Genomic DNA, 14,781 nt, shown 5'->3' with positions numbered 1-14,781 from the left:
GTGACACAGATTGGTCATGTTCCACACGGTCGTTCGGACGGTCGTCGGCGAGTCGAAGAAGCGGACGGAGGGCGGGAAAGACAAGGGCGTGCTCCCCTCGCGGGGAGAACACCCAGGCCATCGTGCTCCCTCCATGGGAGGGAGCTGTCCGACAAAGTCGGACTGAGGGAGGGAACGCCACCTAAATAACGAACTATTTCACATCAACACGCTCGACGACAAGAGAGCCGAGAACCACGGAAAGCGCGGTCCACCCCACGAGCACGAGGAGGCTCTGCCACCAGTTGGGCACGAAGTAGTCGTAGCTGACCGAACTGGTGAGCGCGGACGACACATTCATCTGCAGGAACCGGTCGATGCTGCCGCCGGGCATGACCGAGGCGATGGTGCCCACCCAACCGAATTCCTTGGCCACGATCGACACGATCGACAGGATGTTCGGCAGGATCGTCAGGATGGCGATGTACGCGAACACCGCGCCGGGCGTGCTGCGGCAGATCGCGCCGACGCCGAACGCCAGTAGCGCCATCAGCGTGAGCGATGCCGCGCCGCCGAACAGCGTGACCCATGGCAGTCGCCATTCGCGGCCGGACAGCTGCGTGACGGACCAGTCGTTTGACATGATCGCCACGACCGCCCACGAGATCAGCATTCCGACGAACGAGACAATGAATACGATCATCGACACGGTGATGATCTTGGCCATGACCATGGTCAGGCGTTTCGGGTTGGCGGTGAGCGTGGCTTGGATGGATTTGGTCGAGTATTCCGCGGTGATGGCGAGCACGCCGAAGATGCCGGTCACGATGGCCACGGTGGAGACGAATCCGCCGACGGAGATCCACAGGTCGGCCACGTCGACCGGATTGGGCGTGTTCAGCGTCTTGCCGGTCTGCGGGTCTATGGTCGCGGTCCAGTGGACGGTCCACGCGCTCATGGCCGCGCCGGCCGGCAGCAGCACGAGCGTGATGCCCATCAGCCAGTAGGTGGAGGCGAGCGCGAACAGTTTGACGAATTCGCTGCGGATGCAGCCCCACAGGTTCAGGCGTCCGTTGGGCACGCTGCTGGGTTTGGGACGACGGGCGCGCGGACGGCGTGGACGCGTGTTTTGTGTGTTCAGCACAGCCGGTGTTCTTGGTGCGGCCGACGTGTCCGACGCCGGTGCCGGGCTCGGGTTTTGCACTGGGCTTGGCGGTTCGGGCGGCGGCGCTACGGACTGGAACGACTGCGGCTGGAACGACTGCGGCTGGAACGACTGCCGCGCCTGTTCCTCCCGCGCCCGTTCCTCCTGTTCGGCCTGCGCCTGGGTTTCCTTCATCGGTCGCCACTCGTCGGCGGCGTCCGTGGCCGGCCGTGCGTGGCGTCCTCGTCGTGGTGCTGCCATCAGCGTCCCCTCCCCTGCTGTTCATCGAACTGACCGTTGACGAACCCGCCGTCGGATGACTGCTTGGCCGTCTGCGACTGTGCCGCCGCCGGCCGTGTTCCGGGCAGTGTCGATCGGTATTCGGCGGACGCATGCGTGAGTTCCATATACGCATCCTCGAGCGATCCGCGTTCCTGCACGAACTGGTAGACCACGGTCTGGCTGTGGGCGAGCGTCTGCGCGACCGTTTCGAGCGGCGCGCCGGTCACGTGCAGCGCATAGCCGCGTGGCGGATCGCTTTCCTTGCGTTCGGTCATCTCCACGCGCATGCCGGGCACAGCGTCGAGCAGCACGTTGCGTACGCGTTCGGGATCTGGAGACACGATGCGGATGCCGTTGCCGGAATGCTGTCGCACGAAGTCGGCCACGCTCACCTGCTGCAGGATGCGCCCCTGGCCGATGATCACCAGATCGTCGGCGGTGAGCGCGACCTCGCTCATCAGGTGGGAGCTGAGCAGTACGGCACGGCCCTGCGCCGCGTAGTAGCGGCAGAGTTCGCGCACCCATTTGACGCCTTCGGGGTCGAGTCCGTTGATCGGTTCGTCGAGGATGAGATTGTAGGGGTCGCCGAGCAGTGCGGCGGCGATGGACAGTCGCTGGCTCATGCCGAGCGAGTAGCTGCCGGCGTTGCGCTTCTTTACGCTGTCGATGCCGGTGATGGCGATCACTTCGTCCACGCGGGATTTGGGGATGCCGTTGGTCAGGGCAAGCGCCCTGAGATGCGCGTAGGCGCTCATGCCCTTGTGCGCGGATCGGGCGTCGAGTACCGCGCCGACCGCGCGCATGGGCGATGAGAGTCTGTCGTATGGACGCCCGTCGATGAGCGCGCGGCCAGAGTCGGGACGTATGAGTCCGAGTATGGCCTTCATGGTGGTGGATTTGCCGGCGCCGTTGGGTCCGAGGAATCCGGTGACCCGGCCGTTGCGGGCGGTGAAGGAGATCCGGTCCACGGCCTTCTTCCCCCTGAACGCCTTGGAAAGCTCCTCTATCTCTAACATGATTCCAACTTACCCGTATACCCCCCTCGCCGCAATCCGCCACGGGAATGATTCCGGCCGCCGGTTACGCCCGTCCGCCGATCTTCGCGTGCTGGGCGATCCACGCGTGCATGGAGACGGCGGCCGCCGCGCCCGCGTTGATGGACCGCACGGATCCGAACTGCGAGATGTATACGACGTCGTCGGCCAATTCGAGCGCCTTTTCGCTCAGGCCCGGGCCTTCCGCGCCAAACAGCAGCAGGCAGTGCTTGGGGAACCGGTAGGTTTCCATTGGCGCCGCGCCGGGGATGATGTCCATGGCGATCACGCGCGCGGCGTTGAGATCGTCGACTTCGGACTGCCAGTATGCGGTGCCCTGATAGTCGGATCTGCGGGCGGCCTCGACGGCGTTGTGTTCGGCGTCTTCGATCGCGGCGGCGATACGTCGATGCCAGTCGGCGACCAGATCGGCGATGGTGGGATGATGCTGGATGTGCTGGTACAGCTCGGTCATCAGCGCACCCTTGCGGTTCCACTTGTGTGGTCCCACGATGTGCACGCGGGCCGCGGCGAATGCGTTGGCGGTGCGGACCATCGAGCCGATGTTGAAGTCGTGCGTCCAGTTCTCGATGGCCACTTCGAACGTGTGTCGCCCCTGTGCGTCGAGGTCGGCCTTGATGGCGGGCACGCTCCAGTAGCGGTATTTGTCGAGCACGTTGCGACGGTCGCCGGCGTCGAGCAGCGCCGTGTCGTAGCGCGGATCGTAGTTGGCGGGGTCGCCGAGATCGTCGGGGCGGGGATGGCCGGGATGCGTCTCGGCCCACGGTCCCACGCCCACCTCGCGGAAGGTGGGCTCCCCGGATTCCATGGCGGCCTTGGTGATCGGATTGGGCTCCCTCATGCCTCGGGGCTCTCCTCGTCGTCGGCGCTGTCGGCATTGTCGCCGGCGGGGGCGGCCGGCACGTGGTCGCGCAGTTCGCTTTCCTTGAACACTTCGATGAACGGCAGTTCGCTTTCCTCGCCGATCACCGGGTTGATCACGTCGATCTTCGGTTCGGTCATGTCGACGCCGCCGATCAGCGACGCGACGGCGAGGATCTGCGCGCCCTCGTGTTCGACGATGCCGAAGTCGAGACTCAGTTCGTTGCCGTTGCGCAGCGTCACGAGCGACGACGTCTGCACGTAGGACTTCTCGCTCAGCCACGAGTCGAGCAGGATCACGCGCTTACCCTTGATGCTCGGCCCCTTGACACCCGGGTAGACGAAGTCCATCACGAACGCGTCGAGATCCTGTCCGCGGGATGCGGCCGCGGCGACCATGGCGCAGGCGAGCGGCACGGCAGCGGCGGTGAGCGCGCCCACGGCGTCGAAGTCGTCGAGGCCGTAGCCCTGTTCCTCGATCGTGTCGAGCAGCGTGTGGCCGATCAGACCGTTGCCCTGATGGTCGAGCGCCACGGAGGTCAGCTCGCTGAACGGCTTGTCGGACACTTCCTTCTTCAGCATGCGGCGCAGCAGATCCTTGGCGTCAAAGAAGTCGTCGGCCAGTCCGAATGCGGCGGAGGCGGCGCCGTTGTTGTCGTCGCGCACGTCGGGCGTGCCGGTCTTGCGGAATCCCGCGGAATTCTGTTCACTCATGCCTTCACCTTATCCCCAGCCTTATCCCACGGCCGTGGACAAGGCTGGGGATAACAATCCGGGAACAACGGCCGGGGAAGATCGAAAGAGCCCCGCGCTCGGAGGAACGAGACGCGGGGCCATGACGGATCCTGCGAGGAGGAGCAAGGATCCGTCGCACTTGCAAGTGAGCGGCCGAAACCGCCGCCGACCACTATACCCCCTCTTTTCTCCGGCGTGATCACACCAAAATGCAGTGGGGGTCATCCGGGAGCACGGTCGGAAACGGAAAGGCCCCGCACCCGAGAAGATCGGATGCGGGGCGGGGTCAGGTGACGGCCGTCAGCAGGGAGGCAGACTGCGCGAGACCGTCACCGACGTGATCGGACCGCTCAGGCGCGCTTGCGCAGGGCAAGACCGGCGGCGGCCAGCAGCACCACCACGACGGCCACACCGCCGACGGCGGCACCGGTCGTGGCCAGCTTCTTCTTGGTGTTCTTGGCGTCTGCCTTCTTGGTGGACTCGACCTTCTTGTTGGTGGAGGTCGTGGTCTTGTTGTCGGTCTTGTTCTCGGTCTTCTGGGCCGGGGTCAGGGTGGCGGCCGGGACGACCTTGGTCCACTGGGCGACGAGCTTGTACACGTTGCCTTCCACGACGTCGGTCTTGGTCAGGGCCTTGCCGTCCTTGTCGGTGCCGGTCTCGGCGTAGACCCAGCCCTTGAGCTTGTAGCCGTCGCGCACCAGGGTGTTGGCATCGGGCAGCTTGTCGAGGATGGTCTCACCCTTGCCGAGCTGCACGGAGAAGTCGCCGACCTCACCGTTGATGTTGCCACCGTTGGTGTTGTAGATGACGTTGAACTGCTCGACGTTCATGCCGGGATCGACGTCGGTCGGCTCCCAACGGGCGATCAGCTTGTAGATGTCACCGGTCGCGGTGTCGGTGGCCTTCACGGACTTGCCGTCCAGCTTGGTGCCGGTCTCGGCGTAGTTCCAGCCCTTGAGCACGTAACCGTCGCGGACGAGCGTGTCGGCGCCGGGCAGCTTGTCGAGGATCGTGTCGCCCTTGGCGACCTGCACCTGGAAGTCGCCCACCTCGCCGTTGATGTTGCCGCCGTTGGTGTTGTACACCACGTTGAACTGCTCGACCTGCATGCCGGGGTCAACGTCGTTGGCGTCCCAGCGGGCTACGACCTTGTAGACGTTGCCCTTCACCTTGTCGGTCTTCTTCACGGCCTTGCCGTCCAGCTTGGTGCCGGTCTCGGCGTAGTTCCAGCCCTTGAGGGTGAAGCCGTCGCGCTTGAGGGTGTCGGAGGTCGGCAGCTTGTCGAGCAGGGTGTCGCCCTTCTTCACCTGGATCTGGAAGTCGCCCACCTCGCCGTTGATGTTGCCACCGTTGGTGTTGTACACCACGGTGTAGCGCACGGGCTGCTTGGTCCACTGGGCGTACACGTGGGTGTCGGCGGAGATGAAGTCGTTGGCGATGACCACGGACTTGCCGGCCTTGTCGTAGCTCCAGCCCTTGAAGGTGTAGCCCTCGCGGGTCACGGTCGGCACGACGGACAGCACGGTCTGGTTCTGGCCGACGGTGGTCTGCACGTCACCGGCCTGACCAGCGAACTCGCCGTCCTGGATCACGCCGCCGTTGGTGGACACGGTCAGGGTGAACGTGTTCACGCTGGCGCCCGGATCAACGTCAACGGCCTTCCACTGGGCCCAGATCTCGGTGTCGGCGGAGATGAAGTCGGTGTCGATCACCTTGGAGTTGCCGTCCTTGTCGTAGGACCAGCCGGCGAACGCGTAGTCGAGACGGGCCACGGACGGGGCCACGGAGACGACCTTCTCGTTCTGGCCGACGGTGGTCATGACGTCACCCATCTGGCCGTCGAACTCGCCGCCCTTGATGGTGCCGCCGTTGGTGTGCACGGTCAGGGTGAAGGTGTTCACGCTGGCGCCCGGATCGACGTCGACGGCCTTCCACTGGGCGTACACCTCGATGTTGGCGGACACGAAGTCGGAGTCGAGCACCTTGCTCTTGCCGGCCTGATCGTAGGTCCAGCCGGTGAACACGTAGTCGAGGCGGGAGACCTTCGGCAGCTTGTCGACGAAGGTGTCGCCGTCCACGACCTCGATGGAGTCGTCGCCGACGTTGCCCTGCTCGTTGCCGGACTGGAACGTGCCGCCGTTGGAGTGGACGATCACGCGGGAGGTGGTGATCTTGGTCCACTGGGCGTACACGTGGGTGTCGGCGGAGATGAAGTCGTTGGCGATCACGACGGACTTGCCGGCCTGGTCGTAGGACCAGCCGACGAACTTGTAGCCGTCACGCGCAACGGTGGGAACCGAGGACAGCACCTTCTCGTTCTGACCGACGGTGTTCTGCACGTCGCCCGACTGTCCGGCGAACTGGCCGTTCTGGATCACGCCGCCGTTGGTGGACACGGTCAGGGTGAACGTGTTCACGCTGGCGCCCGGATCAACGTCGACGGCCTTCCACTGGGCGTACACCTCGGTGTTGGCGGAGATGAAGTCGGTGTCGATGACCTTGCTCTTGCCGGCCTTGTCGTAGGTCCAGCCCACGAACGTGTAGTCGAGGCGGGAGACCTTGGGCAGCTTGCTCACGAACTTGGAGCCGTTGGTCACGGTGAAGGACGTGTCGCCCTGATGGCCCTTGTCGATGCCGGACTGGAAGGTGCCGCCGTTGGCGTGCACGGTCACGACGAAGGTGGCGGCAGGCTTCGGGGCGTCCTTGAGCACGGCGTCGAGGATGGCGCCGCCGGGCAGGCCTTCGGAGTTGGTGACGAACTCGGGTTCGCTGAGCTTGGCGCCAGTGTTGATCTTGGCGCCGTTGAGGGTCCAGCCGGAGATGACCTTGCCGGACGGCACGTTGAACGAGGCCTTCACCGCGGCGGCGGCCTGGGCGACGGTGGAATCACAGCCGAGGTTTCCAACGCCGGTACCGGCCTGAACCACGTAGCCGTTAACGCGGAAATTCACGCTGCAGCTGGTGGTGGTCTGACTCTGCGAGTCAGTCGTCTTGGCGGTGTTGTCTGCCGCCAATGCGCTCGTGGCGGGGACAAGGCTCACCAGCATCGCTGCCGCAAGCACGCCTCCGAGCGTCTTCTTCTTCCAATTTCGCATGATGCGAAACCTCCATACGAACATCATTGTCTTTGCAATATCACGGATGGGACGCACACAGCCTCGTGCACCATCTATCACTACCCTTACACCCCCTAACGCTACATTGCAAAACGACTACGAGGGGAAGGCCTCAAGGGAAATCCTAGGGAAGGTCAAGGGAAACCTTGAAATTCAAGCCTCCCCGGCACCTCGAGAGCGCGACACGCCGAAAAGCCCTTGAAGCACAAGGGCTTCTTGGCACTTTTTGGCAACAAACGAACATATCCGAACATGCGATGCAAGTAACATAACACCGTAGATTACGTATCGAAAGAGCGAAAACTACGCCGACCCATCACAACCGCGATAAGAGGTGGGCAATACCCCCTAAGTACCCTCTATTGAATGTTATCGCTCTCATTGGCCTATTGGCCCTGACCAGTCGACGAGTCGGATTGGCTTCAGCGGGAATCTGGGTATAACCGGACCATATTCAACCGGATCTGGGTATAACCGCATCACAGGGAACCCGGAACGAGCCGATTCATGATGCGGTTATACCCAGAACCGTCCAAATCATTCGGTTATACCCAGAATCAATGGACCGGTCTCACCCAGAATCAGCCGACGGATGTGAGACGGCGAATACAGGCGAATACGAATCGGGGCCCGCGCAACGAATCGCGCGGGCCCCGATTGAGTTCAGAGACTAGGCGTCGTCAGTCGGCCTCGATGTGATCGACGCTCACGTCGGGATCGTCGCCGGCACGATCGGCCAGCGGATCCTCCGGCATTGCCGTGAGCTCAAGGTGCTCACCACCGGTCTGGTCCACCAGCACGGTGTCGCCGTCGTGCACCTTGCCGCCGAGCAGCATGCGGGCCAGCTGGTCGCCAACCTCGGTCTGCACCAGACGACGCAGCGGACGAGCGCCGTACGCCGGATCGTAGCCGGTGTCGGCCAGCCACTCGCGGGCCGCGTCGGTCACGTCGAGCGTGATCCTGCGGTCGGTCAGGCGAGACGCCACCTGCTTGACCTGAATATCCACGATGCCGCCAAGCTCGTCGCGGGTGAGCGGATGGAAGATCACCAGCTCGTCCAGACGGTTCACGAACTCCGGCTTGAAGTTCGCGTGCACGGCGTCCATCACGGCCTTGCGCTTGGCGTCCTCGTCGAGGTCCTGCGACACCAGGAACTGCGAGCCGAGGTTCGACGTCATGATCAGGATCGTGTTCTTGAAGTCCACGGTCCTGCCCTGGCCGTCGGTCAGACGACCGTCGTCGAGCACCTGCAGCAGCACGTCGAAGACCTCGGGGTTGGCCTTCTCGACCTCGTCGAACAGCACCACCGAGTACGGACGACGACGCACGGCCTCGGTCAGCTGGCCGCCCTCCTCGTAGCCCACGTAACCAGGGGCCGCGCCGATCAGACGGCTCACGGACGCCTTCTCCATGTACTCGGACATATCGATGCGCACCATGGCCTTCTCATCGTCGAACAGGAAGTCGGCGAGCGCCTTGGCGAGCTCGGTCTTACCCACGCCGGTGGGGCCGAGGAACAGGAACGAGCCGGTCGGACGGTTCGGGTCGCTGATGCCGGCACGCGAGCGGCGCACGGCGTCGGACACGGCCTGGATGGCTTCCTTCTGGCCGATCACGCGCTTGCCGAGGTAGTCCTCCATGTGGAGGAGCTTCTCGTTCTCGCCCTGCATCAGGCGGCCGACGGGGATGCCGGTCCAGTCGGAGACGATCTCGGCCACGGAGTCGGCATCGACGTGGTCAGGCACCATCGGTTCGGGCTTGTTGTCGCCGTCCTCAGTGCCCTCGGCGTCGGCCTTCTCGGCGGCGGCGAGCTGCTTCTGGATCGCCGGGATCTCGCCGTACAGGATGCGGCTGGCCTCGGCTAGGTTGCCCTCGCGGGTGAACTTGTCGGCCTCAACGCGCTTGGCGTCGAGCTGGGCGCGCAGGTCGCCGACCTTGTTGTGGCCGGCCTTCTCGGCATCCCAGCGGGCCTTGAGTCCGGCCAGCTTCTCGCGGGTGTCGGCCAGATCGGCCTGCAGCTTGCCCAGACGCTCCTTGGACGCGGGGTCCTCGGCCTTCTTCAGCTGCATCTCCTCCATTTCGAGACGCGTGACCTTGCGCTGCAGCTCATCGATCTCCTCGGGCTGCGAGTCGAGCTCCATGCGCAGGTGTGCGGCCGCCTCGTCCACCAGATCGATGGCCTTGTCGGGCAGCTGGCGTCCGGAGATGTAGCGGTTCGACAGCGTGGCGGCGGCCACCAGGGCGTCGTCGCCGATCGTCACCTTGTGGTGTGCCTCGTAGCGCTGCTTGAGGCCACGCAGGATCGCCACCGTGTCCTCCACGCTGGGCTCGCCCACGTACACCTGCTGGAACCTGCGCTCGAGGGCGGGGTCCTTCTCGATGTTCTCGCGGTATTCGTCGAGCGTGGTGGCGCCGATCAGGCGGAGTTCGCCACGGGCCAGCATGGGCTTGAGCATGTTGCCCGCGTCCATGGAGCCTTCGGCAGCGCCGGCGCCCACGATCGTGTGGATCTCGTCGATGAACGTGATGATCTGGCCGTCGGCGTTCTTGATCTCGTCGAGCACGGCCTTCAGGCGCTCCTCGAATTCGCCACGGTACTTGCTGCCGGCCACCATCGAGCCCATGTCGAGGCTGATGAGCTTCTTGTTCTGCAGCGTGGTGGGCACGTCGCCGGCCACGATACGCTGGGCCAGACCCTCGACGACGGCGGTCTTGCCGACGCCGGGCTCGCCGATCAGCACCGGGTTGTTCTTGGTACGACGGCTCAGGATCTGGATCACACGACGGATCTCCTGATCACGGCCGATCACCGGGTCGAGCTTGCCTTCCTTGGCGCGGGCGGTCAGGTCGGTGGAGTACTTCTCCAGCGCCTTGTAGCTGCCTTCGGCGTCCGGGCTGTCCACCTTGCGGCCGCCGCGGATCGACGGCACGGCCTTGCGCAGCGCCTCGGGCGTGACGCCGGCCTTCTTCAGGATCTCGGCGGATTCGTTCGGGGCGGACGCGGCGATGCCGATGAGCAGGTGCTCGGTCGACACGTATTCGTCGCCCATCTCCTTCATTTCCTTTTCGGCCTGCGCGATCGCGGCGGTCAGCTGGCGGCTAGCCTGCGGCTGCGAGGTGCTCGAACCGCTGGCGCTCGGCAGCTTGACCAGAGCGTTGCGCACCGCGGCGCCGATCGTCTGCACGTCGCCGCCGGCGGCCTGCACGAGGCTGGGCACCACGCCGTTCTGCTGGCGCAGCAGCGCGTCGAGCACGTGCAGGGTCTCCACCTGCGCGTTGCCCGCGGCGGAAGCGCTCTGGATGGCGTCGCCGATGGCCTCCTGGGCCATCCTTGTGAAGTTCTGTTCCATGATGTTCCCTCCCATATCATGTTCGGCGGCGTTCCGTATTGCCGGGCGTCGCCTTCGGTTGAAGTCGTTGTCTGATACGAACAACCGGACCTGCATCCATATTATTCCCAAAACTTGAGCGTGTTTGACTCAAGTTTTGAAATCGATGATCCCACCTGGCCGACAGTCCGTCTTCCGTTCCACCATCCGGCCCCGAAAGGCGCCGGCAACGCGCGATTCCTATACTCAAGCTCGTCATATCATCAGCGAAGCAATCGAAACATCGGGAAACACAAAGTCAGAAGTCATCATGATCTTCAAATCGGGAGCGCTGCTGCTGGTCATCGTCGGCGCATACGCACTCAAGCATCTGCACATCTTCGGGCCGCGCGACTACAAGGTGGCGCAGGGACTCGTCTTCAACATGACGCTGCCGTGCGCCATCATTCTCTCCTTCGCCACCAACAAGCACGACATGCACATGCTGTGGATCGTGCTGTTCGGATTCATCTGCTGCCTCGTGCCGTTCTTCATCGTCTACTTCGGTTCGCGCGGCGACGAGAAGCCCTACCGTGCGTTTCAGATGCTCAACGCCAGCGGTCTCAACCTCGGCGCGTTCTGCCTGCCCGTCATCCAGACGTTCATGGGCGCGTCCGCCGGTCTGCCCGTGATCATGATGGATATCGGCAACGCCATGGTGGCCACGGCCGGCGCGCTCACCATCACGCGCACGCTGCTGCACATGGACGAGAACTTCAAGACGCTGCCGCTCGTGCTGCGACTGCGCGGCATCGCGCACGACTTTCTGGGATCGGTGTCGTTCGACATCTACATGCTCATGCTGGTGTTCATGTTCGCGCACATCACGATCCCGGATCCGATCATCACGCTGATCACGCCGTTCGCCAATGCCAACGCGTTCATGACCATGGCCATGATCGGGCTGATGATGGAGATCCCGACCGAGCACAAGGACCGGATCGAACTGCTCAAGGTGATCGCATGGCGCGCCGCGTTCAGCGTAGTGATCGCGCTGGCGGCCTGGTACATCATGCCGTTCGACATGCGCATCCGCGAGATTCTGGTGCTGGCGGCGTTCTCGCCGATCACGATCTTCTCCACCAAGTTCACCGATTCGCTCACCGGCAATGCCAAGCTCGCCGGGTTCTCGCTCACCGTGACCGCCGTGATCGGCCTCGTGGCCATGACCGTGGCCCACGCGCTGCTGCCCGGCGTGTGATGCGCGCGAGACGCGGGCTTGCGGCATTCCCTCGAACGTTCAGCGACAGATCGAGACCACGCGGTCGCGGAACTGCGGCACGAACCGGCCCGCATCCACGCCGAGCGCCACATGCGCGGTCTTGCGCGGGGAGCGCAGTCGGGTCGGATCGCCGATCGCGCGGCCGCGGAAGCCATGACCGTCGCCCGTGCGGGTCTCCACCATCATGTTGATGTCGAAGCAGGTCACCAGCGTGGGATCGAGCGCCACGGCCGCGGCCAGCGGGTCGTGCAGCGGGCTTCCGGCGAGGAACATAGGATCGGCGTCCTCGTTCGCGTTGATGTAGAACTCCACCATGTCGGCGAGGAACCGGCCTCGGGCCGTGCCGGTGTCACGCCACGTCTGCGCGTCGGCGCGGGTGAGCAGGCACTGGTGGGTCACGTCGAGGCCGATCATCGTCACGTCGGCGCCGGAGCGGAACACGCGGTTCGCGGCCTCCGGGTCCTGGATGATGTTGGTCTCGCACACCAGGTCGTAGCAGTTGCCCTCCTGCGTGAGCGCGCCGCCCATCATCACCACGCGCAGCGAGTCCACGATGTCGGGAGCGGCTTCGATCGCGGCGGCCACATCGGTGAGAGGACCGGTGGCGAGGATCGTCACCTCGCGGCCATAGCGGCGCACGGCGTCGACGATGAACTTCACGCCCTCGGTTTCGGCCCGGCGCACGGCGCGCTCCGCGGCCACGACCTCCTCAAGCTCGGCCTCCCCCTCGGCACGGTATCCGCCGACCGACTTCACCCGGCCTCGCGCGGCGAAGGTATGAACGCCCTCCCCCGGCAGCACCGGCTCCGCGGAACCGGTCAGGGTCCTATGCCCCGACGCCGGCATTCCACCGGCCACCTCGCCGGGCGCCGCATCAACCGTCTCGCCCGAGCCGCCGGCATCCGCACCGGCAGACACCGCATCCCCCATGCACTCCGCCGGATCCACGTTCCCCAGACCGTTGGCGCCGTGGAACCGGGCGCACCCCTCGTCCACCTCGAAGCAGTCGGCCCATAGCGGACGCGGCATGCCATGCATCACAGGCACGTCCGGCCGTCCGAACAGCCGCAGCACATCGCGATTGTTGCGCACCGCGGTCTCGGCGGTCACGTTGCCGTACACGCCGATCACGCCGAGCAGGTCCGCCTCGGGCGAGGCGAGCAGATACGCCAGCGCCAGGGTGTCGTCGATGCCAGTGTCCACGTCCAGCACGATCCTCGTCCGACTCCGGCCATCGTTTCGTCTCGTTTCATCCGTCATGCCATGTCCTCCTTATCTACGCGCCGCGCACATGCGCGCCCATATCGCCCATGCATATCCCACGATCCCGAATATCCCGGTATCCCAAGTATCCCGGTCACCGGGATCGGCCCAATATCACGCGGGCCGGGCGAGCCGCGTGACACATGCTTCAAACCGCTGCAATTCCAACGTTTTGAAAACCGTATCACGTGGCTCGCCCGGCCCGCGTGAGCGCAACCCGGTCCGCGTGATCAACACATGCGACCGGAATCGCCTTCCTACTCGCCGAGGAACTCGTTCGTGGCCACGTCCTTGGCCTGCGGCGTAACGTCGACCGTGTTGCCCTTGCTATCGGTGTAGGTGTGCGCCTCCGCAAGGAAGTCGAAGTACTTCTGCGTCTCCACGAAGTCGTTGGTGCCGAGCACGAACTCGCCGGACTTGATCTTGGCCGGGTCACCCCAGTACTGGCCGTCGACGATCACGTGCATGCTCTTCTTGACGAAGTCCTCCTTGAGGTTGGCGTCGGGCGCCTCCTTGACGAGGATCTTCGCGGCGTCGTCCGGGTTGGAGTACGCGTACTCGTAGCCCTTCTGCGAGGCCTGCACGAACTTCTTCACGAGTTCGGGATCGTTCTTGATGGTCTTGTCGCTGGTGATGATGCCGATGGAGTCGGCGTTGCCGGGCACGCCGTAGTCGGGCTCGGTGAAGCAGTTGAGCTTGGGGCCGTACATGTCGGCCTGCACGCCTTCCCAGGTGGCGTAGAAGCCGCCGAAGTCGGCCTTGCCGGAGCTGAGCGTCTGGAATGTGTTGGTGCCGGCGGTCACCTTGTCGAACTCGCCCTTGCCGCCGTCGAACTGGATCATGCGGCGCACCACGGCGTCGGACTCGTTGGAGCCGAACGTGGCGAAGGTCTTGCCGTCGAGATCCTTGGGGCTCTTGATCTCGGTGTTGCTGGCGAGCGCGCACCAGATGGCGCTGGGCTTCTGCTGCACCTGCATGACCTGCTTGATCTTGGCGCCCTTGACGCTGTAGTCGGCGGTGTTGGTCATGTTGGACAGCGCGAAGTCGGCGGCGCCGTTGTTCACGGCCTGTTCGGCGCCGGCCTGGGCCACGGCCACGATGTCGACGTCGAGTCCGGCGTCCTTGAAGTAGCCCTTGTTCTTGGCCACGTACACGCCGATGTGGTTGGTGTCGGGCGCCCAGGAGAGCATGAAGGTCACTTTCTTCAGTCCGTTGGCGCTGCTGTCGGCGTCGTTGGACGATCCGCATGCGGCGAGCGTTCCGGCGAGGCCGAGCGCGGCGGCCACGGCCACGGCCTTGCGCAGCATGCCGGAGAGACGACCGAAACGATTGGTACGACGATTCGTCATGATGATTCCCTAGTTCTTCCTCAGAATATCGTTCTCTGGGAGTGCCAGACGGGAACAGGGCAGAGAACGATATGGAGGGCCCGGTCCCCGCTCGTCCAATGTCCCCGAACGGTTTGACGACGTCGGTTTGCCACACATTGGCGGTGAAGCGTGACGATTATAGGGCGGGGATGGCGACATGGGTGCGCCCGTCCCCGGATAAAGGAAAACCCCGGCGGGAGGAAGAGGACCGCCGGGGTGAAGAGGAAGAGAGGAAGAAGAGATTCAATTATGAGGTTGAAGTTATGCGTTTTCAGTTATGTCCGCTGACCGGGAGGCTGTGTGAGGTTGATCACCCCGATCGGTGGTTGTCTTCGGTGTTGTTCCGTTGACAGTTCTTATATAACCGCCGTTTTCTTGGAGAACCA

At 64.2% G+C, this 14,781-nt stretch carries 9 protein-coding genes and 1 pseudogene; 1 reads left to right on the top strand and 9 read right to left on the bottom strand.

All coding sequences use genetic code 11. The features are described from left to right. Positions 1-193: 193 nt before the first annotated feature. From Tam10B_RS07180 to clpB, 7 genes and pseudogenes are all read right to left on the bottom strand, one after another. The gene (locus Tam10B_RS07180; protein WP_143248591.1) at positions 194-1,384 is read right to left on the bottom strand and encodes an ABC transporter permease subunit; all 1,191 of its coding nucleotides are present in this window, start codon (positions 1,382-1,384) and stop codon (positions 194-196) included. After that, complete coding sequence (locus Tam10B_RS07175; protein ID WP_093960570.1) at positions 1,384-2,421, bottom strand: ATP-binding cassette domain-containing protein; 1,038 nt, start codon at positions 2,419-2,421, stop codon at positions 1,384-1,386. Before Tam10B_RS07175 ends, Tam10B_RS07180 begins: the two co-directional genes overlap by 1 nt. A 64-nt stretch (positions 2,422-2,485) precedes the next feature. Continuing rightward, positions 2,486-2,830, bottom strand: a complete 345-nt coding sequence (locus Tam10B_RS13820) for a TrmH family RNA methyltransferase (protein WP_408606642.1) — start codon at positions 2,828-2,830, stop codon at positions 2,486-2,488. A gap of 9 nt (positions 2,831-2,839) precedes the next feature. Next, positions 2,840-3,301 (bottom strand): annotated as a pseudogene (locus Tam10B_RS13815) (TrmH family RNA methyltransferase); the annotation flags it as partial. Next, positions 3,298-4,035 (bottom strand): orotate phosphoribosyltransferase, encoded by a 738-nt coding sequence (locus Tam10B_RS07165; protein WP_233133642.1) that lies wholly within the window; start codon positions 4,033-4,035, stop codon positions 3,298-3,300. The gene Tam10B_RS07165 and the pseudogene Tam10B_RS13815, both read right to left, overlap by 4 nt. 371 nt (positions 4,036-4,406) lie before the next feature. Further along, positions 4,407-7,151, bottom strand: coding sequence for an InlB B-repeat-containing protein (locus tag Tam10B_RS07160; RefSeq protein ID WP_158214158.1), 2,745 nt, complete (start codon positions 7,149-7,151; stop codon positions 4,407-4,409). 701 nt (positions 7,152-7,852) lie between these two features. Then, positions 7,853-10,522 carry an ATP-dependent chaperone ClpB gene (clpB, locus tag Tam10B_RS07155; RefSeq protein ID WP_093960606.1) on the bottom strand — a complete coding sequence of 890 codons (2,670 nt, stop codon included), beginning with the start codon at positions 10,520-10,522 and terminating at the stop codon, positions 7,853-7,855. 289 nt (positions 10,523-10,811) lie between these two features. On the opposite strand from clpB, the gene Tam10B_RS07150 reads away from it, so the two are divergent. Further along, entirely contained in the window at positions 10,812-11,741 is a 930-nt protein-coding gene (locus Tam10B_RS07150) for an AEC family transporter (RefSeq protein ID WP_093960567.1), read from the top strand. Positions 11,742-11,780: 39 nt separating this feature from the next. On the opposite strand, the gene Tam10B_RS07145 is transcribed toward Tam10B_RS07150, so the two are convergent. Further along, complete coding sequence (locus Tam10B_RS07145; protein WP_093960566.1) at positions 11,781-13,022, bottom strand: nucleoside hydrolase; 1,242 nt, start codon at positions 13,020-13,022, stop codon at positions 11,781-11,783. A 260-nt stretch (positions 13,023-13,282) separates the two neighbouring features. Continuing rightward, positions 13,283-14,332: an ABC transporter substrate-binding protein gene (locus tag Tam10B_RS07140; protein WP_093960605.1), complete on the bottom strand. Its 1,050-nt coding sequence runs from the start codon at positions 14,330-14,332 to the stop codon at positions 13,283-13,285. Positions 14,333-14,781: the final 449 nt, after the last annotated feature.

Origin of the sequence: Bifidobacterium vansinderenii (assembly GCF_002234915.1) — a bacterium.
Lineage (GTDB): Bacteria > Actinomycetota > Actinomycetes > Actinomycetales > Bifidobacteriaceae > Galliscardovia > Galliscardovia vansinderenii.
Note: the sequence above shows the minus strand (reverse complement) of the source record. Positions and strands in the feature narration are given on the sequence as shown.